The following is a 23937-nucleotide window of genomic DNA, read 5'->3' on the forward strand; positions in this document are numbered from 1 at the left end:
TTGCGCTGGCTATTTCCGCTTCAGCGCATCCGCCAGTGCGGCGCCGAAAGCGCCTTGCTGCGCCGGCCGCTCCGGCTGACGCTGAGGCGACGGCGAACGCGGCGCGGGCTTCCCACCATTGTCACGCGGCTTCGAAGCACCACCGTCACCATCCCTGCGCATCGAAAGGCCGATGCGCTTGCGCTTGACGTCGACCTCGACGACACGCACCTTGACCACGTCGCCGGCCTTGACCACCTCATGCGCGTCCTTGACGAAGCGGTCGGCCAGTTGCGAGACATGCACCAGCCCATCCTGGTGCACGCCGATATCGACGAAAGCGCCGAAGGCCGCGACATTGGTGACTGTGCCTTCCAGCAGCATGCCGGGTTTCAAATCCTTGATGTCGTCGACACCATCGGCGAAGGTTGCGGTCTTGAAGCCGGGGCGCGGATCGCGGCCGGGCTTTTCCAGCTCCGCCAGGATATCGCGCACGGTCGGCAGGCCGAAGCGCTCATCGACGAAGACACGCGGATCGAGCGCCTTGAGCGCCGCGCTGTCGCCCATCAGCGAGCGGACGTCGCGGCCGCAGGCGGCGACGATCTTCTTGGCCACGCCATAGGCTTCCGGATGCACGGCTGAGGCATCGAGCGGCTCGCTGCCGTTCGGAATGCGCAGGAAGCCGGCGCATTGCTCGAACGCGCGGGGTCCAAGGCGGGAGACCTTCATCAGGTCGCGGCGGCTGGCGAAGGGGCCGGTGGCATCGCGATGCGCAACGATCGCTTCGGCGAGCGATGCGCCAAGACCTGATACCCGTGCCAGCAGCGGCGCCGATGCAGTGTTGAGGTCGACGCCGACGGCGTTGACGGCGTCCTCGACCACCGCTTCCAGCGAGCGGCCGAGCCGGTACTGGTCGACATCATGCTGGTACTGGCCGACGCCGATCGATTTCGGTTCGATCTTAACCAGTTCGGCGAGCGGATCCTGCAAGCGCCGGGCGATCGACACCGCGCCGCGCAACGACACGTCGAGACCAGGGAATTCCGCCGCCGCCGTCGCCGAAGCAGAATAGACCGAGGCGCCCGCCTCGCTGACGATCACCTTGAGCGGCTTGGGACCCGCATCCGCCGGCATGTCGGCCAACACGTCGGCGACCAGCCTTTCCGTCTCGCGGCTGCCGGTGCCATTGCCGATCGAGATCAGCTCGACCTTGTGCAGGCGGACGAGCTTCGCCAGTTCGGCCTGCGTGCCGCGTACATCGTTCCGCGGCGGGAACGGGTAGACCGTCGTCGTCGCCACCAGCTTGCCGGTGCCGTCGACCACCGCCACCTTGACGCCGGTGCGGATGCCGGGGTCGAGCCCCATCGTGGCGCGCGAGCCGGCCGGTGCCGCCAGCAGCAAATCCTTCAGATTGCGGGCAAAGACATGGATCGCCTCTTCCTCGGCCCGCTCGCGCAGGTCGCGCATCAGGTCGAGCGTCAGATGCAGCGAAAGCTTGATGCGCCAGGTCCAGCCGGCAACTTCCATCAGCCAGCGGTCGCCCGGCAGGCTGCCGCCAATGGCATAGGCATTGGCGATCATGCGCTCGACCGGCTTCACCGGCGAGGCATCGTCGGCATCGACCTCGATGTCGAGCGACAGCACTTCTTCATTGCGGCCGCGCAGCATGGCCAGCGCGCGATGGCCGGGCACAGTGGCCCAGCGCTCGACATGGTTGAAATAGTCGGAGAACTTGGCGCCAGCCTCCTGCTTGCCGTCGACGACGCGGGCGCGCAGAAAGGCGCGTTCCTTCATGTAGCTCCGCAGCTTGCCGACCAGGTCGGCATTCTCCGCGAATTGTTCGGAGAGAATATCGCGCGCGCCTTCGAGCGCCGCCTTGGCGTCGGCAATCTCGTTGCCGACATAGGCCAGCGCCAGTTCCGCCGGCACCAATGCGCGGTCGGCGAGGATGGCCTTGGCCAGCGGTCCCAACCCGCGCTCGCGCGCGATCTCGGCCTTGGTCCGCCGCTTGGGCTTGTACGGCAGATAGATGTCTTCCAGCTCGGCCTTGGTGGCCGCCGCGGCGATCTTGGTTTCAAGCTCCTCGGTCAGCTTGCCCTGTTCGCGGATCGAGCCAAGGATGGTGTCGCGGCGCGCGTCGAGTTCGCGCAGATAGGCAAGCCGCTCGGCAAGGTCGCGCAATTGCGTGTCGTCTAGCCCGCCGGTCACCTCCTTGCGATAGCGCGCCACGAACGGCACCGTCGCACCCTCGTCAAGCAGCCCGATCGCCGCCGCGGCCTGTTCGGCTCGTGCGCCGATCTCGGCCGCTATGATCATTGCGATGCGCTTGATATCTGATGCCATGTCGTTCCCGATGCTGTGCCGAAAGAGCGGCGACCATAGGCGTTGGCGACCGCTGCGCCAACCACAGCGTTTTCAACCGCCTGAGAGGTCCACAGGAAAGCGGCGGGGCTAAGAGATGCCTGGATTGGTCAGACCATTCGGCTCAGCGCCTCGAGGAAAACCACCATATCGAGGTCGAGCGGATCGTCGACCGGCAGCGGTTGCGACGACATCTTGGCGATCACCACCTCTTCCCTCGGGCTGACATAGAGCCACTGGCCATGGATGCCGATGCCACAGAAAGCGCCGCTTTCAGCGCCCGTCTGGTACCATTTGTTGCGGTAGCGTCCCTGCGGAAACAGGAACGCCATCGTGCCGCGCTGCCAGGCTTCGGAACTGCCGCCTGTTTCGACGGTGTCGCGCACCCAGGCTTCCGGCACCACGCGGCGGCCATTGGCCGTGCCGCCCTGCCGCATCATCTCGCCGACGCGGGCGAGGTCGCGCGGCGTCACTGAAATGCCGCCGGCCGTGCGCGCGGTGCCTTGCATGTCGACCGTCACCGAGGCCTCGCTGACCGCACCGAGCGGCAGCCACAATTTCTCCCGCATCAACTCGGGGAAGCGTTGGCCGGAGGCGCGTTCGACGAGGATGCCGAGCAGGTCGGAATTGGGCGAGCGGTAGCGGAAGGTCTGGCCATGCGGCTCGGCGAGACGTGGCAGCGTCAGGAGGAATTCGCGAAGGCTTTCATTGCCGCCGCTCGGGTTCCATAGCGTGGCGCGGCGATAGCGCGCAAAGGCGCTTTCGGGGTCGAGATAGGCCTCTTCGAAATCGAGGCTGACGCTCATGTCGAGCACATGGCGCACGCGGGCATCGCCATAGGCCGAACCAACAGCTTCCGGGATGTAGTGCGTCACCGGAGCGTCCGGATCGAAAATCCCCTCGCCTTCCAATATGCCGGCGACAATGGCGGTCAGCGACTTGCTGATCGAGAAGATGATATGGCGGGCGCCGAAACCCATATGCGGCGCGAACCAGTCGCCGACGATCTTGCCGCCTTTCATGATCGTCAGCCCGTCTGTATCGGAGCGCTTCAGCAACGCGGCAACGCTCTCCGGCCCACCCGCCAAGGCGATTTTCTCGCCGAGCAGTCCGGTCAAATCTTGCGCCGGCGCCTCGCTTCCACCCGGAGCGGCTGCAACGGGCGCGCTCGGCACCAGCTCGCCGACATTCTGGAACGACCATCGGCTGAACGGACTTTCCCGCCAATTGCCGAGCAGCACCTTGTTGCGGACAAAGCCATACCTGGTCTCGAACGCGGTCTTGCCGGTCATGATGGTCCTTCCAGATTTTCTTTGTCCGAGGCTCAGGCCAACGCCTTGGCTATGGCGTGCACGGCCTTCAGCGTCGCCACCGAATAGGCGACGTTGGTGAAGTCGGGATAGGTCGAAAGCTTCACAACGACGATTCTTGTGTCCCAGTCGATATGGATCAATTGCCCGAACACGCCCCGGCACATCAGCGCGCGCGAGCGTGGATCCTCGATCCAGAACTGGTTGCGGTAGCTGCCTTCCGGCAGGCTGGGATTGAAATCCGGCCCGTGCCTGCCGTTGCGCGTTGCCTCGATCCAGTCGGCCGGCACCACGCCGCCGCCATGGTCGAGGATCAACTGGCCGAAACGGCCATAGTCGCGCAGCGTGGCATTGAAGCCGCCATCGGCCAGCGCATAGCCGGCGCTGTCGACGGTGAAGCACGCACTTTCGTCGGCGCGGAGCTTCTGCCAGAGCTCTTCAGAAACCAGTTGCGCCAACCGCTTGCCGCTCACCCGCTCCATGATGAAGGCGAGCACGTCGGTCTCGATCGAACGGTATTCGAAGGCCGCGCCATGCGGCCGGCTTGTCTCCTTGAGCCCGAGGATCAATTCGAACATGTGCGATGGCCACTGGAAGGCCGGATCGCTGCCCGGCGGCACCGGCTTCCAGCCCGAGGCGACATCGACCTGGCCGACGTCGGAATAGGGATCGGTGTATTGCTCGGAAAAACGCACCCCGCTCGTCATGTCGAGCACATGCTGCACACTGGCGCCCGCCCAGCCGGTTGCGGCAAGCTCCGGCAGATAGGTCGTCACCGGCAGCGCCGGGTCGATCAGGCCGCGCCCGACCAATATGCCGAACACCGAAGCGGTCACCGACTTCGCCATCGACTGCGACAAATGCAGCGTGCGGTCGGTCATGCCGCTGAAGTAGCGCTCATAGGCGACCTTGCCATCCCTGAGCACCAGGAAGCCGTCCGTATAGGTTTCATCGAGCAGCCCGGCCAGTGTCGTCGGCGCCCCGGTGCTGTCGCTGACCGGCAGCGCGTCTAGATCGATTTCGGCCCGCTCGAGCCGGCGGCGATGCCCGTTGCCACGCCAGACCTCGACGGTCGGCAGGAACTCGCGGATATGCTGGAACGCCCAGCGGTTCCAGGGTGCCCTGTCCCAGTCGAGCCTCGGCGGCACCATCCTGGGCGGCGAGCCCTGCATGATCGGCGGCGCCGGATCGCTGTCGCGGTAGGATGTCATGAAACGCGTCCCGACAAACATGAAGACGGACCCGGCGGCGCCTGCCGCCGGGTCCGTCGCGGTGCGATCACTTCTGCAGTTCGGTCCAGATCTTTGTGTAGAGTTCCTGGACGTCCGGCGGGCACATCAGTTGCAGTTCGGCGTGCGCCTTGTCCGCCTCCGGAATGACCACTTCCTGCGCGTCCTTCATGTCGGCCGGCATGTATTTGTCCGAACCGGTGATGGCATTGGCGTAGCGGTGGAAAGCCGAGAGGCCCGCCGCGTTTTCCGGATCCATGATGAAGTTCTGGAACAGCTTGGCATTCTCGACATTCTTGGCCTCCTTGAGGACGACCACATTGTCGCTCCACAGGCCGAAGCCTTCTTTCGGATAGAAATAATGGATGGCCGGGTTCGCCAGCCGCTGGCGCAGCGCCGAGCCGTTCCAGTCGCTGGTCGCCTTGAAGTCGCCTGCGCCCATCTTCTCGATTGTGTTGTACTCCATGGCGATCCAGTCCGGCTTGGCCGCGACAAGCGTGTCGCGTACCTTCTTCAGCACCGCCTTGTCGGTGGTGCATTGCTGGCCGCCGACATATTTGATCGCCGCGAATATGACGTCGTTCATTTCGGGAACGACATTGACCTTGCCCTTGAGCTCGTCCGGCGTGTTGAAGATGATGCCCCAGCTGTCGGATGGCCCCTTATAGGCATCGGTATTGACCACAACCCCGACCGTGCCGAGGGCCCATGGCACCGTATATTTGCGGCCGGGATCGAATTCGGGATTGGCCCATTCCGGCGCCACATTCTTGAAATTCTCCATCTTGCCAGGATCGGTTTCCTGGATGAGGCCTTCCTGGATCCAGATCGGCACGTAGGTCTGCGAAGGCACCGCGATGTCGAAACCGGTGCCGCCCTGGCGAACCTTGGCCAGCGCGGTGTCGTTGGAATCGTAGTCGGTGATGGTCACCTTGACGTTGTATTTTTGCTCGAACTTCTTGATCACATCGGGGCTGGTGTAGTTGCCCCAATTGTAGATGTTCAGTTCGCCATCGGCGCGAGCCAGGCTCGTCGAGGCGAGCAACGCCAACCCGATGGCGGCTGCTGTTGTCTTCCGGTTCATACTCTTAACTCCCATTTTCATACTCAGTCCCGTTTCCTGCTGATGAAGAAAAACACCGTCACGATGACGACCGACAAGAGCAGGAACACGGTCGATATCGCGTTGATCTCGGGCGTTACCCCCCGGCGTATCTGGCCGAGCATATAGGTCGGCAGCGTGTCCTGGCCGCCCGATTTGACGAACTCGGTGATGACAACATCGTCAAGCGAGATGACGAATGCCAGCATCAGCCCGGCCAGGATGCCGGGCCACAGAAGCGGCAGCGTTATGCGCCGGAACGTTTGCCATGGGGTCGCGTAGAGGTCGGCGGCCGCCCGCTCCAGCGTCAGATCCATGTTCTCCAGCCGCGCCCGGATCGGCAAATAGGCAAAGGGGATGCAGAACGCTGTGTGTGCGGCGATCAGATAGCCCAGACCGGAATAGCCGGTGAAAATCTTGATACGCGAGAAGAAGATCAGCAACGCCACGCCGGTTACGATCTCGGGCACCATCAGCGGCTGGTTGATCGCCGCGTATTTGAAGGTCAGGCCGCGATAGGGCGCGGTGCGCGTGGTTGCGAGTGCGGCCATGGTGGCGAAGATCGTTGCGAGGATCGCCGCGATGGCGCCGATCTGGAAGGAACGCAAGGTGGCGTCGATGACCTGCGAATTCTGCGATGCCGACTGGAACCATTTGAGCGAGAAACCGCCCCATTCGGACGTCGAGGTCGCCGCGTTGAAAGCATAGACAACCAGCACGACGATCGGCAGATAAAGCACCAGAAAGCAGGTCGCCGCGATCGCGGTGAACCCTGGCTGGTGCTTGATTGCGAAGCTTCTAGCCATGGCGCACCTCCGACCGACCGGCGTTGCGCACATAGGCAAGCAGCGCCACCATGACGATCACCATCACCGCGATCGAAAGCGCCGAACCAAGCGGCCAGTTGCGGCCTTGCCCGAACTGCAGTTCGATCAGGTTGGAGAGCATCATGTTCTTGCCGCCGCCGAGCACGCTTGGCGTCACATAGGCGCCGAGCGCCGGAATGAAGACCAGGATCGAGCCGGCGATGACGCCCGGCTTGACCAGCGGGAAGATGATGCGCCTGAGCACCTGGAAGCGTGTCGCATAAAGATCGTAGCCGGCTTCCACCAACCGGAAATCGAGCTTTTCCATGCTGGCGTAGATCGGCAGCACCATCAGCGGCAGATAGACATAAGCCATGCCGACCAGGATCGCGGTGTCGGTGAACAGGATCTGGATCGGCGCCGAGATGATGCCGAGCTTCAGCAGCACCGTGTTGATCAGACCTTCGTTGCGGATGATCTGCAGCACGGCGAAGGTCCGGATCAAGAGGTTGGTCCAGAACGGTATCGTGATCAGGAACAGCCAGAGATCGCGCGTCTTTTCGCTGCGCGTCGCCATGAAATAGGCGGTTGGAAAACCAAGCGCCAAAGTGGCGATCGTGGTGATGATCGCCAGCTTGATGGAGCGCCAGAAGATGGTGACATGAGCGGCGGCAAGCGAAAGCGTGTCGTCGAAGATGTCGCGTTCCATGAACACCGCAATCCAGGCTTCCGGCGAGAATTGCCATCTCACGTCGCCATAGGGGCCGGGCGTCAGGAACGAATAGACGAGCACGATCAGTAATGGCCCGGTCGCGGCGAAAAAAATGACCAGCAGGGCCGGCGCCGACAGCAGCCAGCGCATGCGGATGTCGCGCCGTTCCGCTTCCTTGGCAACCTCCTCCGCGCTCGCCATCAGTCCCTCAGCACTTGCGCGGCGTCGTTGCCGATCGAGATGCCGACCTTGTCGCCGCGATCGAAGCCGCAGCCGGCGCTGCGCGTGTTCTGCTGGCGCACGGTGAAGGCCTCGCCGCTGTCGAGCTGGACATGGATATGCGTGTCGGTGCCGAAATAGACGATGTTTTCGACGGTACCCGAAAGCTCGCCCTTGCCGCTGGTCAGCTTGGCATGCTCGGGCCTGACCACCACGGTGGCATTGTCCTTAGGCTGAAAACCTTCGGCCACGGTCGCATCGATCGTCGCACCGGATTTGAGCGTCGCGCGCGCCTTGCCATTGCCGATATTGGCGATGGCAGCGGTCAGGAAATTGGTTTCCCCGATGAAGTCGGCGACGAAGCGCTCCGCCGGCTTGTCGTATATGTCCCAGGGCGTGCCGACCTGCAGGATCTTGCCCGACGACATCACCGCGATACGGTCTGACATCGTCAACGCCTCTTCCTGGTCGTGGGTGACGAAGATGAAGGTGATGCCGGTCTCATGCTGCAGCCGCTTCAACTCGATCTGCATCTCCTTGCGCAGCTTGAAGTCGAGCGCCGACAGCGGCTCGTCGAGCAGCAGCACCTTCGGCTGCGGCGCCAAGGCGCGCGCCAGCGCCACGCGCTGCTGCTGGCCGCCGGAAATCTGGCTGGTGCGGCGACCGCTGAGCGCCTCCATCTTGACCAGCTTCAGCATCTCGGCAACGCGCGCCTTGATCTGCGCTTTCGGCTTGCCCAGCATTTCCAGGCCGAAGCCGATGTTGTCGGCCACCGTCATGTGCGGAAACAGCGCATAGGACTGGAATACGGTGTTGACCGGCCGCTTGAACGGCGGCAGCGGGGCGATGTCCTGGCCATGCAGCAGGATCTCGCCGGCGCTAGGGAAATCGAAACCGGCGATCAGCCTCAGCAGCGTCGTCTTTCCGCAGCCGGAGGGCCCGAGCAGCGTGAAAAACTCGTTTTCGCGGATCGACACCGAGACCGTGTCGAGAGCGGCGACCTGTGACTCCCCGGTACCGAATACCTTGCGGACGCCACGAACTTCAATTGCATTCTTACCCGGTTGTTCCGGCACGATTACCCCATTCTTGTGTCCGCTCTTCCTGGCGGATCCGGTCCCACTCGATTGTCAGCACACGGCGCGTGGCTTGGCAAGCATACTTCTGAATCCCGATTCAGCACGCAATTCCCGTGCCACGCTCAGGCTTGATAAGTAACCTTCCCGCCGCAGATGGTCGTCACCGGCCGCACCCTATGCAGCGCTTCCGGCGCTGTCGCCTCGATATCGGCGGAAAGCACCACCAGATCGGCGAGGTAGCCTCGCTTCAACCGGCCCTTGCGATGTTCTGTGAATTCCGCATGGGCACCCTCGACCGTATAGGCGGCGAGGGCTTCATGCAGCGAGAAACTCTGGTCGGGATCGCTGTCTGCCCACGGTTTGCGCAGCATTGCCGCCTGAATGCCCAGGATCGGATCGATCGGCGACACCGGCCAGTCCGAGGCGAAGACGACGCGCGCGCCGGCATTCTTCAGCGTCCGCCAGGCATAGCTCAGCGGCCAGCGCGCCGGCCCGATCCGCGACACCGTCGGCTCCAGGGGAAAGTCCATGGCGCCGGGCGGATGTGGCGGCTGCATCGAGGCGATGACACCAAGCTCCGCGAAACGCGGCACGTCGGCAGCGGCAATGACTTCGATGTGCTCGATCCGATGCCGGCTGTCACCCCTGCCATTTTTTGTGCTCGCCATCTCGTAGCCGTCGAGCACGGCTCGAACGGCACCGTCGCCGATCGCGTGCACCGCGATCTGCAGCCCGCGTCTGTCGACCTCGATAGCGAGTTTGGCGAACTGCTCCGGCGTGAACAACGGCTCGCCCACCCAATCCGGCCGATCCGCATAGGGCTCGACCATGACAGCCGTCCAGGAATCGAGTACGCCATCGTAAAACACCTTGACCATGCCTGACGACAGCCATTCGCTATCGTAGCGTCCGGCCATCATCGATGCCTTGTCGAGCATGTCATGCGTCATGAAATTCTTGTAGTGAAACGGCACCTGCACCCGACAAGGCAAGCCTTCCTCCGCCTTGATCTCGGCCAGCAGCTCGAGCTGGTAGAGATTGCCGTCCATGTTCTGGATCGAGGTGATGCCGTGACGCGCGCACCAGGCAAGTCCGCGCCGCATGATATCGCGGTCGGCTGCACGCTCAACCGGCGTCGGCAGCGGGTCCGGCTCGCCCCCCGTCGCCAGCCCCAACCGCACCCGGCTTTCACCGGCAAGATCGAGCACCGGGCCGAACGCCTCGCCCTCGCGCAATTCGCCTTCGGCCAGCCCATCGCCGCCCATGACGATCTCGTTGCCCGGACCGAGCACGCGCCCCTGCAGGATACCGGCCACCTCCAGCGCCCTGGTATTGGCCCACATCGTGTGGTGGTCGGGAGCCGCCATGCAGAAGGGGCGATCGGGCAGGATGGCGTCGAGATGATGACGCGTCACCCGTTCGGCCCCGAGCACGGTGTAGTCGACGCCTTGCCCGACCAGCATTCTTGCCTCGGGCCGGGATTGCGCATAGGCACGGATTGCCTTTTGCAGCGCGTCGAAACCGGCAACGCCGGCGAGTTGCAGATGGGTGAGTTCGGCCGCGCCCGAAAACAGATGCATATGCGCTTCGATGAAGCCCGGCACGACCGAACCGCCCCGCGCATCGACAATTCTGGTGGAGGGGCCTTTCAGGGCCTCGATTGTCTTGCGGTCGCCGACCGCCAGGATCGCGCCGCCGCCGATCGCCACCGCCTCAGCCGCCGGATCGTCCTCATCCATGGTCAAAACGCGGCCATTGATGACGATCAGATCGGCGGTTGAACTCATGATTGCCTGCGGGTTGACTGCGATTCCGGTACGCTAGACGACTGGCCGCCGTGCCAGCAAGCCATGGCCGCTTGGCCCAGCGGCTTGTGAAAAACGGCGGCGCATGGTTACCGTCGCTGCGCTTTGACACGGAAGGATTTTCATGAAGACTGTTTTTTCGCCGCTTCACGCCGGCCATGCCGGCAATGTGGAGCTGATCGCGGGCGCCGTCGTCCCGGCTTTCGAAAAGCCCTCGCGCGCCGAGTTCATCAAGGCGCGCGTGGAGAGCGAGAAGCTCGGCCCGATCCTGCCACCTGAAATCCACGACCTGGCTGCCGCGAAAAAAGTGCATGCAAGCGACTACATCGATTTCCTGCCGACCGTCTGGCCGCTCTGGGAGGCATCTGGCCGGACGGGTTCGGCCATTCCCTTCACCTGGCCGACGCGCGGCCTGCGGGGCGACGTGCGCCCGATAACCATCGACGCACAGCTTGGCTTCTACTCCTTCGATGGTGGCGCCACCTTCGTCAAAGGCACCTGGGACGCGATCAAGTCGTCCTATGATGTGGCTCTCACCGCGGCCGCCCTGGTCAAGGCCGGCGAGCAGTCGGCCTTCGCGCTCTGCCGCCCGCCCGGCCACCATGCCGGCGCCGCCTTCATGGGCGGTTATTGCTTCATCAACAACGCCGCCGTTACCGCGCAATGGTTCCGCGACCAGGGCGCCAGGCGCGTCTCGATCCTCGATGTCGACTATCACCACGGCAATGGCACGCAGGAGATCTTCTACAGCCGCGGCGACATCCAGGTCATCAATTTGCATGGCGATCCTATGACCGAATATCCGTTCTTCCTCGGCCATGCCGACGAACGTGGCGGCGGCCCCGGCGAAGGCTTCAACCTCAATTACCCCATGCCGTTCGGCACTTCATGGGATGCCTGGAACGCATCGCTTGAAGATGCTTGCACGAAACTTGCCGCTTACGCTCCCGATGTCGTCATCGTCTCGCTCGGCGTCGACACGTTCGAGAAGGACCCGATCAGCCAGTTCAAGCTGAAAAGCGCCGACTATCCCAGGATCGGCCGCCGCATCGCCAGGCTCGGCCTGCCGACGCTGTTCGTCATGGAAGGCGGTTATGCCGTCGAGGAAATCGGCATCAACGCCGTCGGCGTGCTGACCGGGTTCGAGGATCGCTGACGCGTCGCGCATAAGGGTTGACGGTCACTCGGCGTGGATGCGCGCGCCGCAATCCTTGCCGTCCTCGCATGAATGCACCGCCCGCGTCGTGCCGCCATCGCCAACCCGCCATGGCGAGGCGGTCAGCGGCGCCTGCTGCTTGCCGCCGAGGAGATCGAGCGCCCGCATCGCGGTCTGTTCTCCCGCCGGTTTCACCGTCTCGCGCCTGACGATCTCGACCTGCTTGAGGCCGATCGCCGCCAGCTGCGGCATCACCACATCCGGATCGCCGGCCACCACGATCAACGACGGATCGAGCGAAGACAGCGACAGCGCCTGCTTCCGCACCGCTTCGAGAGTAAGTGCGGTGCGCGCCGTCATGCGGCTCTGCTGGTCCTCCAGCGTCGAACCGGTGCCGACGGCGCCGACCAGCGTTCCGAACAACCCGGCCGAGGTTTCCGCCGACCCGGCCAGCGACCGCCGGTAGACGATCACGGTAAGATCGACCTCTTCCTGCGCCACCGGCAATGTCTTCAGCCCCGCGAATCCCTTGAGGATTTCGCTGATCGCCGGACCTGTATTGTCGCGCTCGACCGTGGCGGCCACCACCAGTCCGGAACCGGTCTTCATCGGGCTGAGCAGATAGCTCGACACGCCGTAGGAATAGCCCTTCTCCTCGCGGATCACCGAATTCAGCCGGCTGGAAAAATCGTCGCCGAGCAGATTGGCGACTGCCGTCGCTTCGGCACGCTCGCTTTCATCGGTGCCGGGCGCCGGCCGCGCCACGAACAATGCCGACTGGCTGGCGCCGGGTTCCGGCACCAAAAGCACTTTCTGGCCGCCCGTGAACAATGCCGGCGGCGACGGCTCCACGGCCAAGCCGACGGCATCGCCGGCCCATGCGCCAAAGGCCTTTTCAAGGCTCGCAGCCACTGTCTGCGCCGACACGGGACCGACACTGTAGAACGTCACCGCCTTTGGCGTGAACACAGCCTTGAAGGCGGCCTTCGCCTCGTCGAGCGTGATCGACGCCAGCGCCTTCGCCGACCAGTCGATTCCGGCTTTGCCCGGCGCCTGAGGGATCAGTGCGGCCTTCGCCGCCCTGCCTGCAACGCCGGGCAGGTCCGCCTCGCGGCCGGCAAGCCAGTCGGAAGTTTGTGCCGTGAGAATAGCCCAGTCGGGCTGGTCGAAACGCGGCTTCAGCACGGCGTCGGCAAGCAGCGCCACCCCTTGATCCAGTTTTTCCGCCGGCACGCCGAGCGTCATCGCCGTGGTCAGATAATCCGCCTGGTAGCCGATGCTGGCGCCGATATCGTTCGTCGCCTTGGCGAAGTCGGCGGAGCCGCGTTCACCTGCGCCGCGCGTGGCCATGCTGGCGGCGAGTTCGAGCAATCCTTCCTTGCCTTGCGGCACGCTGTTCCAGCCGCCTTCGGCACTCGCCGCGACATAGACCATCGGCGCCTCCGGCATGGTGTAGTGGACAAGCCTGATGCCGTTCGTCAGCGTTGCCGTCTCCATCGCAGGCAACGCCGCGGAGGGTTCCTTGCCGGCCGGATGCTTCGGAATGTCGATCGCGACACGTTCCGGCGCGGTAAACGGCTGCGGCGTGCCGGACGAACCGATCAGCGCATCCGGATAGCCGCCGCGCGGACCAGGCTTCAGCACCAGAACGCTGGCGTCTTCTAGTTTCAGCAGCCGCTTGATCGTCGCCTCGACATCCGCGGCGCTGGCATTCTTGACCCTTGGATCGTCCTGCAGCGCGCTCTGCGCGTCACCCAGTATGTCGGCATTGTAGGAGACCGCGCCGGCGCGGTCCTTCAGCGCCTCGGTGCCGAGCCGCGCGCCGAGCAGGATGCGATTGCGCGCGCGTTCCAGATCCGCCGGGTCGAACGGCGTCTTCAGGAAATCGGCGAAGGCCGCCTTCATTTCGGCTTCGAGGGTTTCGGGCGCAACACCTTGCGCGGCTCCCGCCTCGAAAGTGAAGCGTCCGCCGAGCAGTCCGCCTGTCCAGTTCGCGTTGGCGTAGGTGGCAACGCCCTTGTCCAGGACCAGCCTATTGCGCAGGAAGCCATAGTCGCCATTGCCGAGCAGTTCGGCGGTGATGCTGAGCGCGCCATTGTCGGGCGACCGCGCCACGGGCCCGCTGAAGCCGATCACCACGATCGGACTCGGCACGCGATCCTCCAGCGCCAGCCTGAGCCGCGCCTGGCCTGGCTCCGGTATGGCCGGACGCGCCACGTCGGCGCCGCGCAGAACCCGGCCGAACGTATCGGCAATCAGCGCCCTGGTCTCTACCACCTCAAGATCGCCGACCAGCACCAGCACCGCATTGTTCGGCAGATAATAGGTGTTGAAGAAGCCGCGCACGTCGTCGAGCGTCGCCGCGTCAAGATCGGCGACCGACCCGATGACCATGCGGCTGTAGGGATGCGGCTTCGGAAACAGTCCGGACCAGAAGGCTTCCCAACCGGACGCACCTGCTTTGTCGAGCACGTTCTGGCGCATCTCGTTCTTGACCACGGAGCGTTGCAGGTCGAGCTTGGCCTGCGTCACCGAACGGCCGAGATTGGCCATGCGGTCGGCCTCCAGCGACAGGATCATCGGCAGCGACGACGACAGCCCGTCGACGTAGTAGACGGTGCCGTCCTCGGTGGTCCAGGCGTTGATCTTGTTGCCAAGTGCGGCATGCGCACCGAACACGTTCGGCCATGCCGGCGTGCCGGAAAACATCAGATGCTCGAACAGATGCGCAAAGCCTGACCGCCCGGCCGGCTCGTTCATCGAACCGACGCGGTAGCGCAGGTTCATGACGACCTTCGGCGCGCGATGGTCTGGCACCAGCACCACCTGCAGCCCGTTGTCGAGCGCGTAGGTCGCGATCGGTTCGGACCGCGCCGGCTCTGCCGCCAGCGCACCGCTCCACACCGCGAGCATTACCGTCAATGCCAGGAGAACCCGCACCATGATCAAACCCCATGCCAATGCCGCGCTGCGCAGCCAGTCCCCCTCCACACCGGCACGGACGCCCATCCGTTTCGGTCGCCGAAGCCTATCGCATCGGCCCGGGAACCGGAATCGATTTTCGGGAAGCACGATTCCATCGTCTCAAATCGCGTTTGAAGTCGGATTCGTCTGCGGTTAGATTGTACCCGAATCAGCCGTTCCTCGGGGGGCGCGGCGACCACCCAAAGTCTCATGCTCCGGAGCCATTCCGGGGCCGGATGCGGATAGCTTCGCGTTCCCTGAAAGGGTCCGATTGGACGCGGTCCCGTGTCTTGCGTGTGCCTTCGTGGAAGTGATGCGTGTTCGGGTCCGGCCGCTGGCGATGTCAGCGGCCGGGCATCAGGATCAAATTGCGGCAATGAACCTGACGCGACAACTCTCAACGGAACGATAGAGCGCCAACGATGTATCAATTCTCCCACGCCGACATCCCGACCGGCTCAATGGCCGATGCAAGGAACCACGAGAGGCAGCTTCTCACCCGCTCGATCGACATGCTGTCGGCGGCGGCACTCGCCGGCCACGGCTCGACGGAAGCGATCGAGGCGCTGCATTTCACCAATAGCGTCTGGACAACCTTCGTCGAGGATCTCGGCTCCAGCGACAATACCTTGCCCAAGGAATTGCGAGCCAACCTCATCTCCATCGGCCTGTGGCTGCTGCGCGAGGCCGAGGATATCAGCCAGGGCCGCACGGATAATTTCGAAGGGCTGATCGAAGTGTCGGCGATCATCAGGGACGGCATTCAATGACCGGCTGAGGCTACCAGGCAAACGTCGAGGTCGCGGCTGGACGAGTTCCAGCTAGACCTGTTCCGGCCTCCGCTATGTTGTTGTTGGACCATGATCTTTCTCGAGAATGCGTTCGCCCTTTGCGACGTGATGTTCTACCTTGAATGGACGGTGTGAGGGGACCGATTCACCGGAAGACGAAGAGCATTGAAGTCGGGAAAGCATCCATGATCGACGACGAGCCGGACAGCGAACGCGTCTCGGCGCTGGCGCCGTTCCGGCACGGGATTTTCCGCGCTGTCTGGTCCGCCAGCCTGGTCTCGAATTTCGGCGGCTTGATCCAGGGCGTCGGCGCCGCCTGGATGATGACGACGATTGCCACCTCGCCGTATCAGGTCGCCTTGGTCCAGGCTTCGACCACTCTGCCGATCATGCTGTTTGCGCTCGTCGCCGGCGCCATCGCCGATAGCTTCAACCGGCGCAAGGTCATGCTGGTTGCCCAGACCTTCATGCTGGTCGTCTCGGTGCTGCTGGCGGTCTTCACCTATCTTGGCCTGATAACGCCGTGGACGCTGCTTGCCTTCACCTTCCTGATCGACAGCGGCACGGCGCTCAACAACCCGTCCTGGCAGGCTTCCGTCGGCGACATGGTGCCGCGCAACAAGCTGCCGGCGGCCGTCGCGCTCAACTCGCTCGGCTTCAACCTGACGCGCAGCGTCGGGCCGGCAATCGGCGGCATCATCGTCGCCGCTGCCGGCGCTGCCGCGGCCTTTGCCGCAAACGCATTGAGCTATGTCGGCCTCATCATCGTGCTTGCCCGCTGGAAGCCGGAACTGCCGGTATCGACGCTACCGCGCGAGACGCTGGGGGCGGCAATGGGCGCCGGCCTGCGCTATGTCGCCATGTCGCCCAATATCGGCAAGGTTCTGGTCAGGGGCTTGGCGTTCGGCTTCAGCGCCGGCGCGGTCCTGGCGCTGCTGCCGCTGGTGGCGCGCGACGTCGTCAAGGGCGATGCCTTGACCTATGGCATCATGCTCGGCGCTTTCGGCATCGGCGCGGTTGGTGGCGCGCTGATCAGCGTCCGGCTCAGGCAGCTTCTGTCCAGCGAAACGATGGTGCGCATGGCATTCGCCGGCTTCGCGCTCTGCGCCTTCAATGCCGCCATCAGCCACCATGCCTGGCAGACCTCGCTCGGGCTGCTGATCGGCGGCGCCTGCTGGGTGCTCGCGCTGTCGCATTTCAACGTCACGGTGCAGATGTCGACGCCGCGCTGGGTGGTCGGCCGGGTGCTCTCGGTCTATCAGACGGCGACCTTCGGCGGCATCGCGCTCGGCAGCTGGATCTGGGGCGTCGTCGCCGACGCGCATGGCGCCGAAACCGCGCTGATCGCGGCAAGCGTGGCGATGCTGGCGGGTGGCGCCATCGGCCTGCTGCTGCCCTTGCCGCAACAGGCCGTGCTGAACCTCGATCCGCTGAACCGTTTCAAGGAGCCGCATCTTGGGCTCGACCTCAAGCCGCGCAGCGGCCCCATCGCCATCATGATCGAGTACATCATCCGCGAGGAGGATGTTACGGAATTCCTCGCCACCATGGCCGAACGCGGCCGTATCCGCCGCAGGGATGGCGCCCGCAACTGGACGCTCGCGCGGGACTTGGAAAACCCATCCGTGTGGATCGAGCACTACCACACGCCGACATGGCTCGAATATATCCGCCACAACAAGCGGGCGACCCATGCCGACGCCATCGTCACCGAGCGCATACGGGCGCTGCACAGCGGCGACGAGCCGCCCCGCGTCCGCCGCATGATCGAGCGCCCGACCACCGCCGGCACAGCTTTGGTCATGCCGAAAGGCCCGATCGAGCATTAGAGGCTGGCGGGGGGCACGCCAGTTAGGTGTGATTTGGGACTGGAATTGCGGCGCCTGGCCTAATCCGCGAATGCACGAACAGGATGGCCATTATGAAGAGACGCTTTATAACGGTTGATCTGATTATCACCACCAAGGGGAGACGATGCGTTACATACGTCCGCTTTCAATAGAAGATGCCGCCGGCCTGCTGGCCGGGTCGACCGGCACGGCCGCCATCCTTGCCGGAGGCAGCGACCTTCTCGTCAGGATGAAAGGCGGCTTTATCGAACCCGACCTGATCGTCGACATCAAGGCGATCGAGGGGCTCGGCGAGATCAGGGAAACAGCCGAGGGCTTCAGCATCGGCGCGGCGGTCCCCTGCGCCGTGCTGGGCGAGAGCAAGGTCCTGAAGAAGGCGTGGCCCGGCGTCGTCGAAGCCGCGAACCTGATCGGCTCGAAGCAGGTGCAGGGACGCTGCACCATCGTCGGCAATCTGTGCAACGCCTCGCCGGCCGCCGATAGCGTGCCGGCGCTGGTGGCCGCTGGCGCCAAGGCGGTGGTCGTCGGGCCGGGAGGCAAGCGCACCATAGCGGTAGAGGCAGTGCCGACCGGGCCGGGCAAGACGTCGCTGGCCAAGGGCGAGATCGTCGAGGCGATCCTGCTCGACAAGCGCCCGCCGCGTTCGGGCGATGCGTATCTGCGTTTCATTCCACGCACGGAGATGGATATAGCGGTGGTCAGCGCCGGCGTGAACCTGACGCTCGATGAGCAAGGTCGTGTCAAATCGGCTCGCCTGGCGCTGGGCGCCGTGGCGCCGACGGTGATTCTGGTCGAGGCGGCCGCGGAGGTTCTCATTGGCTCCAGGCTTGACGAAGCCACGCTGGAGAGGCTCGCCAAGGTCTGCTCGGGGGCCTGCCGCCCCATCGACGACAAGCGGGGCACCGTCGAATTCAGAAGGAAAGTTGCGGGTGTGCTGGCCAAGCGGGCCGCCACCACCGCCTACAAGCGAGCAGGAGGCAAATGATGGCTGGTGTAGCAGTCTCAACGACAATCAACGGCGATACCGTCGAGTACCTTTGCCAGCCGGACGAGACGTTGCTCGACGTGCTGCGCGACCGCCTGGGGCTGACGGGCGCCAAGGAAGGCTGCGGCACCGGCGACTGCGGCGCCTGCAGCATCATCCTCGACGACCGGCTGGTGTGCTCGTGCCTGGTGCTCGGCGCCGAGGCCGAGGGCCGGCACGTCGAGACCATCGAAGGCATGGCGCATGGCGACAGTCTGCATCCGCTGCAGCAGAAATTCCTCGAGCACGCCGCCCTTCAATGCGGCATCTGCACGCCTGGTTTCCTGATCGCGGCCAAGGACCTTTTGGCCAAGAACCCCGATCCGACCGAGGAGGAAATCCGCTTCGGCCTCGCCGGGAACCTCTGCCGCTGCACCGGCTACGACAAGATCGTGCGCGCCGTCCAGGACGCGGCAAGCGTGATGAAGGGAGCATGACGATGAATTTCGATCCGCGCTACTCCGGACGCAGTTTCACATCCGTCGGCACGCGTCCAATCCGTCCCGACGGCGTCGACAAGGTGACGGGCCGCGCACGCTATGGCGCGGACTTCAACATGGCCGGGCAACTGGTCGGGCGCGTGCTCCGAAGCCCGCACGCCCACGCCAAAATCAGGAAGATCGACACGTCGAAGGCGGAGAAGCTCGCCGGCGTCAAGGCGGTGATCACCGCGGCCGACCTGCCCGATCTCACCGACGGCGATGCCGCCATGTACGACATCCTCGACAATTGCATGGCCCGCACAAAGGCGCTCTATGACGGCCATGCGGTGGCCGCGGTTGCAGCGGTCGACGCCCGCACGGCGAGGCAAGCGCTGAAGCTGATCGAGGTCGACTATGAGGTGCTGCCGCACGTGGTCGATGTCGACGAGGCGATGAAGCACACGGCACCCCTGCTCAACGACGCCATCTTCACCGAGGGCCTTGAGGAAAAGCCCGTCAAGCCTTCCAACGTCACCAAGCGCACCCAGTATGGCCATGGCGACATCCATGAAGGTTTCGGCCAGGCCGATTTCGTCGTCGAACGCTCGTTCAAGACCGAGCAGACGCACCAGGGCTATATCGAGCCGCATGCCTGCGTGGCGAGCGTCAGCTCCGACGGCACCGCCGACCTCTGGGTCTGCACGCAAGGCCATTTCGTCTATCGCCAGCATTGCGCCCAGTTGCTTGGCATGGAAGCCTCGAAGCTGCGCGTCACCTCCTCGGAGATCGGCGGCGGCTTCGGCGGCAAGACCCATGTCTGGGCCGAGCCGGTGGCGCTGGCGCTGTCGCGCAAGGCAGGCCGCCCGGTTAAGCTGGTCATGACGCGAGATGAGGTGTTCCGCGCCTCCGGCCCGACCAGCGCCACCTCGATCGACGTCAGGATCGGCGCCCGCAAGGACGGCACGATCACCGCGGCGGAAGCGACGCTGCGCTATAGCTGCGGCCCCTATGCCGGCATGTGGGCCGAGATCGGCGCCATGACCGCCTTTGCCTGCTACAAGCTCGATAACGTCAGGACGGTGGGCTACGAAGTGCTGGTGAACCGGCCGAAGACCGCGGCCTATCGCGCGCCGTCGGCGCCGATGGCGGCGTTCGCGGTGGAAAGCGCGGTCGACGAGCTGGCCAAGGAGATCGGCATGGATCCGGTTGAGTTCCGGATCAGGAACGCCGCCCAGGAGGGCACAAGATCGTCCTACGGCCCGGTATACGGCCCGATCGGCATCGGCCCGACGCTGGAGGCGGCGAAGAACCATCCGCACATGAAGGCGCCGCTCGGCAAGAATCAGGGGCGCGGCATGGCCTGCGGCTTCTGGTTCAACTTCGGCGGCCAGACCTGCACCGACCTCAACATCGGCATGGACGGCTCGGTCTCGCTTGCCGTCGGCACGGTCGATGTGGGTGGTTCCCGCGCGTCGCTGTCGCTGGTGGCGGCGGAGGAGCTCGGCATCGACTACGGGCAGGTGAAGGCGGTGGTCGCCGATACGTCCAGCCTCGGCTACAACGACATGACCGACGGCAGCCGCGGCACCTTCTCCTCCTCCATGGCGACGATCTCGGCCGCCCGCAACGCCATCAAGACCCTGCGCGACCGCGCCGCGCAGACGTGGGATATTCCGATCGACGACGTGGTCTGGGAAAAGGGCCACGCGATTGCCAAAGGCGAGAAGTACGGCAACCTAGCTGCGCTGTCGCTGAAGGAGATCGCGGCCGCGTCGGGCAAGACGGGCGGGCCGATCGCCGGCCACAGCGAACTCGTCGCCGACGGCGCCGGCGTCTCCTTCGCCACCCATATCTGCGATATCGAGGTCGATCCCGAGACCGGTTCCACCAGGGTGCTGCGTTATACCGTCGTCCAGGACGCCGGCAAGGCGGTGCATCCGACCTATGTCGAGGGGCAGTACCAAGGTGGTGCCGCGCAAGGCATCGGCTGGGCGCTCAACGAGGAGTATATCTACGGCAAGGACGGGCGGCTTCAGAACCCTGGCTTCCTCGACTACCGCATCCCGGTCTGCTCGGACTTGCCGATGATCGACACGCAGATCCTCGAAATCCCCAACCCCAACCATCCTTACGGGGTGCGTGGCGTCGGCGAGACCTCGATCGTGCCGCCGCTGGCGGCGATCGCCAATGCGGTGTCGAACGCGGTCGGCGTGCGGATGACACACATCCCGATGTCGCCGCCGCGCATCCTGGCGGCGATCGAGGCGGAACGCTAGAGCATGATGCCGAAAAGTGCGCAGCGGTTTTCGGACAAACATCATGGTCCAAATGAGGGCCTCGCGCTGATGGTCGAAGTGACGCTCTGGGGATCGCTTGGCGCGCTCGCCGGAGGCAAGAGCAAGGTCGAGATCGAGGCCAAGGACATAAGGGAGCTGTTCAGGAAACTGGCTGAGCAGTATCCCGGCCTCGAGCCCTTGATCGAGAAGGGCATCGCGGTTGCGATCGACGGGACGATTTATCGGGATACGTGGTCGAAGGAACTGCCGCAGGGGGCGGAGATTTTTCTGCTGCCGCGTCTTGCTGGGGGGTGATGGGGGAGTTGCCCGACGAAGACCTCGATGCGCTCCTTGCTCTCAAGCCCCTTGTTGTATTTTCCGCAGGCTGACGGACGTGGGGGAGACCGCAGTTGCAACGTCACCGCAAGTCTCGCAAGATTTAAATTCCGCCGATCGGAAGACGGAACTTTTCGAACCCTCACTACCGATGATCCAGGTCTTGGCCGACAATCGAACGCAAAAGCTCAAATATCTCAACTCTTCCAAGGTTTGCAGAAGCTGATCTCAGTATGTAGTCGAAATTCACAAGCAATGCAGAATTTCTTCTCGGGTTTATTAGCAAAAAGTCAGACCACACATTAGCGTCGTTGTCGATTGACGCGGCGTATTTTAGAATCCAATACATCAGAACCTGTCTAAAATCTCCGGATACGAAATTCCTATCTGTATGTTTTACTTCTATAAGTATATTTCCTATAGAAAAATCTCCGGCTCCAGATGCAATCCATCCCAGTCCAGGAATCACAGGACTTCCTTCCAATTCCGCACCGCTTGCCTGCCTCCTAACACTGGTCAACATGATAATTAGGTTGCGTGCAGCATGCGTCGCTACATCCATATCGCGTTTTTCGAGCCTTTCCGGAATCTTTGCATCATAGTGCCGCGCTTGCCTCTCCGTGGCCAATCGGAGGCAATCATCCCAACTTGGTTCGTCGCGCCCGCTTAAGATGCTCTCCGCCCGAACCATTGCCAGCTCAAACAGCATCGCTTTCTGAAGTTGGCTTTCTTCGACAGCTTTGTCAGGTATTGATCTAATGCCTTCAAAAGAAAACATCTTCCTATTCAACGAACTTACCAAGCCACCTGTGAGGCGGGGGAATATAATATCTAGTACCCCAGGTATATCTCGCGCCACAGTTCTGGGATCGCGAAGGGGGAGTCTTTTAAGCGACATTTCTCGCCCAATCTTCGTAGCAAGATGCGAAGGTAACAGTGTGAACCTGCTCAAATCCTAGCCGCCAAGCCTGCCCCAACGACCCTCGCAGTTGACCCCTAGCGTGAGAGCCATCGTCGCCAAAATTCGCTGCGGCTAGCCAGAGCATCCTTTGCTCATCCGCGCCCAAGTTCTGCCATTGATTTCTCAGACGAGTGAAGCTTGCTCGCTCGCGCCAATGCCTCCAGCAATCAATGCACGCACGCTTCACCGACTGTGAGGAACTCTGGTCATAAACACGCCGAACGAATGTGCCGCGCACTTCGCTTCTTTTAAACCGTATCGCACGTAAGAAATGCAAGGTATTCACCTCCGGTAGCAGAAGGTGAGAAGCAGTCGACAGTACCCCGTCAAGCAACTGATCAATTTGGTCGAACACGGCCTCAAACTCGTTATTGGAGCGCACCGAATACACTCCCCTCATGATCTTGGACCAAGACGCTCTAAATGAGTCGAGATTTTTTGGATCCAGCAGGGTGGCGCATAATTGAGCAGCGACGGCCGGCTCTTGGAACTTCAAGGCGCGACCTATTTGCGCCAGCACGAAATTATCGGGTTGTGACTTTTCTTTTTCGAGATCGAGCAAGAATTGAATATCAATCTTATCGAAAGATTTCCTCAGTTGCTCATACTCACCCCTGGCCGTATCAGAATAGGGGTCAAAGTGCAGGTCTAACTCCCTGAGGGCAACACTTGCGTCTTGTCCGCCGCTAAGTTGCGCAGCAATGTAGTCGATATAGTGCTTAGCGCTCAGTGTCGTGGTCTTGCTACGGTTAAGCGACAGGCCATAGTCAGCAAGAGAATTCGACAGCACTGACAGCGCCCTATAGGCATCCTGTTGAGAAGTGGAAATCAAAGTAAAATCATCGACGTAGCGATGCCAAACGATGCCTGCGTCGGAGAGGGAGAGATCAATGGGCGTCATCATCACCTCTGCAAGGACCCGAGAGCACTGTCCTCCCACAGGTAGTCCGAACGAGCGGCCAGCCGCCAATTTGCTTAGTATCCGGTTGACCTGCAGCGCTACCGTAGAACCTTTCTGCTCAAGGTCTTTAACCACGTTCTCTAGCCTGTGGTGATATATATGCTCGTAGAAACTTGAGATATCTGTCTGAACAACCACGCACCCTTCCTGTTGGAGCGCCTTTTCCTCAAGGGTGATCTCCTTGTACGCCCGCCATGATCTGGTTCTATCGAAGAACTCGGGGCCTTGGCCTCCGAGACGGTACGAATGTACCCGAGAACTCCGATTTCCCTCGTTTGCTTGGGCGATAGCAAGCCCAAGGCCATTCAAATATAAGTTCCAGAATGGATGGATCTTTGTTGTAATACGAAATCCGTGAGACCCAGAAGGAGCTAACAACCGCTCGGCGCCGATTGTAAGCCCATTCATAAAGGCGATCGCTTCATCATCTTTCTTGGAGTCAATTTCTCCAAATAAACTGAAGCATATATCTGAAAGGTCACTTGCTTTGTCTCGTATAAACGCCGCGTCTATGTCATATGGCATCGTATCATTTTCACCGACTTGGCCGATCTCTAGTGCGGCCTGCAAGAAATGCTCCCTTTTTACTTCCAT

Annotated in this window: 18 protein-coding genes; 7 read left to right on the forward strand and 11 right to left on the reverse strand. The window is 62.8% G+C overall.

Annotated features, from left to right (window positions below; genetic code table 11):
• Positions 1-9: 9 nt before the first annotated feature.
• The 8 genes from MESS4_RS28425 to MESS4_RS28460 form a co-directional block, all read right to left on the reverse strand.
• Positions 10-2322, reverse strand: coding sequence for a Tex family protein (locus MESS4_RS28425; protein ID WP_006338810.1), 2313 nt, complete (start codon positions 2320-2322; stop codon positions 10-12).
• A gap of 128 nt (positions 2323-2450) precedes the next feature.
• Positions 2451-3632, reverse strand: coding sequence for a serine hydrolase (locus MESS4_RS28430; protein ID WP_006338811.1), 1182 nt, complete (start codon positions 3630-3632; stop codon positions 2451-2453).
• 32 nt (positions 3633-3664) lie between these two features.
• On the reverse strand, positions 3665-4861 hold the full coding sequence (locus MESS4_RS28435; RefSeq protein WP_006338812.1) for a serine hydrolase: 1197 nt from the start codon (positions 4859-4861) through the stop codon (positions 3665-3667).
• A 67-nt stretch (positions 4862-4928) separates the two neighbouring features.
• Positions 4929-5963, reverse strand: coding sequence for an extracellular solute-binding protein (locus MESS4_RS28440; RefSeq protein WP_006338813.1), 1035 nt, complete (start codon positions 5961-5963; stop codon positions 4929-4931).
• A 23-nt stretch (positions 5964-5986) separates the two neighbouring features.
• A complete protein-coding gene (locus MESS4_RS28445) occupies positions 5987-6787 on the reverse strand; it encodes an ABC transporter permease (RefSeq protein WP_006338814.1) in 801 nt (266 codons plus the stop codon).
• Entirely contained in the window at positions 6780-7700 is a 921-nt protein-coding gene (locus MESS4_RS28450) for an ABC transporter permease (protein ID WP_006338815.1), read from the reverse strand. The genes MESS4_RS28445 and MESS4_RS28450 overlap by 8 nt, the downstream gene beginning before the upstream one ends.
• Positions 7700-8794: an ABC transporter ATP-binding protein gene (locus MESS4_RS28455; protein WP_006338817.1), complete on the reverse strand. Its 1095-nt coding sequence runs from the start codon at positions 8792-8794 to the stop codon at positions 7700-7702. Before MESS4_RS28455 ends, MESS4_RS28450 begins: the two co-directional genes overlap by 1 nt.
• A 125-nt stretch (positions 8795-8919) precedes the next feature.
• The gene (locus MESS4_RS28460; RefSeq protein WP_006338819.1) at positions 8920-10584 is read right to left on the reverse strand and encodes an amidohydrolase; all 1665 of its coding nucleotides are present in this window, start codon (positions 10582-10584) and stop codon (positions 8920-8922) included.
• A 142-nt stretch (positions 10585-10726) separates the two neighbouring features.
• Here MESS4_RS28460 and MESS4_RS28465 point away from each other — a divergent pair, with 142 nt between their 5' ends.
• Entirely contained in the window at positions 10727-11758 is a 1032-nt protein-coding gene (locus MESS4_RS28465; RefSeq protein WP_006338821.1) for a histone deacetylase family protein, read from the forward strand.
• A gap of 24 nt (positions 11759-11782) precedes the next feature.
• On the opposite strand, the gene MESS4_RS28470 is transcribed toward MESS4_RS28465, so the two are convergent.
• Complete coding sequence (locus MESS4_RS28470) at positions 11783-14767, reverse strand: pitrilysin family protein (RefSeq protein WP_006338822.1); 2985 nt, start codon at positions 14765-14767, stop codon at positions 11783-11785.
• Positions 14768-15144: 377 nt separating this feature from the next.
• Here MESS4_RS28470 and flaF point away from each other — a divergent pair, with 377 nt between their 5' ends.
• The 6 genes from flaF to MESS4_RS28500 all read left to right on the forward strand — a co-directional run bounded on the left by flaF (position 15145) and on the right by MESS4_RS28500 (position 21400).
• A complete protein-coding gene (flaF, locus tag MESS4_RS28475) occupies positions 15145-15492 on the forward strand; it encodes a flagellar biosynthesis regulator FlaF (protein ID WP_006338826.1) in 348 nt (115 codons plus the stop codon).
• A 206-nt stretch (positions 15493-15698) separates the two neighbouring features.
• Complete coding sequence (locus tag MESS4_RS28480) at positions 15699-17342, forward strand: MFS transporter (protein WP_006338828.1); 1644 nt, start codon at positions 15699-15701, stop codon at positions 17340-17342.
• A gap of 145 nt (positions 17343-17487) precedes the next feature.
• On the forward strand, positions 17488-18348 hold the full coding sequence (locus MESS4_RS28485; RefSeq protein ID WP_006338835.1) for a xanthine dehydrogenase family protein subunit M: 861 nt from the start codon (positions 17488-17490) through the stop codon (positions 18346-18348).
• Complete coding sequence (locus tag MESS4_RS28490; RefSeq protein ID WP_006338836.1) at positions 18348-18824, forward strand: (2Fe-2S)-binding protein; 477 nt, start codon at positions 18348-18350, stop codon at positions 18822-18824. The genes MESS4_RS28485 and MESS4_RS28490 overlap by 1 nt, the downstream gene beginning before the upstream one ends.
• Positions 18825-18826: 2 nt before the next feature.
• The gene (locus tag MESS4_RS28495; RefSeq protein ID WP_036242373.1) at positions 18827-21085 is read left to right on the forward strand and encodes a xanthine dehydrogenase family protein molybdopterin-binding subunit; all 2259 of its coding nucleotides are present in this window, start codon (positions 18827-18829) and stop codon (positions 21083-21085) included.
• Between the two features lie 69 nt (positions 21086-21154).
• Positions 21155-21400 carry a MoaD/ThiS family protein gene (locus MESS4_RS28500; RefSeq protein ID WP_036242473.1) on the forward strand — a complete coding sequence of 82 codons (246 nt, stop codon included), beginning with the start codon at positions 21155-21157 and terminating at the stop codon, positions 21398-21400.
• A gap of 166 nt (positions 21401-21566) precedes the next feature.
• On the opposite strand, the gene MESS4_RS28505 is transcribed toward MESS4_RS28500, so the two are convergent.
• Together MESS4_RS28505 and MESS4_RS28510 are read right to left on the reverse strand one after the other, a co-directional pair.
• A complete protein-coding gene (locus MESS4_RS28505) occupies positions 21567-22199 on the reverse strand; it encodes a hypothetical protein (protein ID WP_244441235.1) in 633 nt (210 codons plus the stop codon).
• 109 nt (positions 22200-22308) lie between these two features.
• The gene (locus tag MESS4_RS28510; protein WP_198292810.1) at positions 22309-23937 is read right to left on the reverse strand and encodes an RNA-directed DNA polymerase; all 1629 of its coding nucleotides are present in this window, start codon (positions 23935-23937) and stop codon (positions 22309-22311) included.

Source organism: Mesorhizobium sp. STM 4661 (assembly GCF_000359125.1).
In the GTDB taxonomy this organism is placed as follows: Bacteria; Pseudomonadota; Alphaproteobacteria; order Rhizobiales; family Rhizobiaceae; genus Mesorhizobium.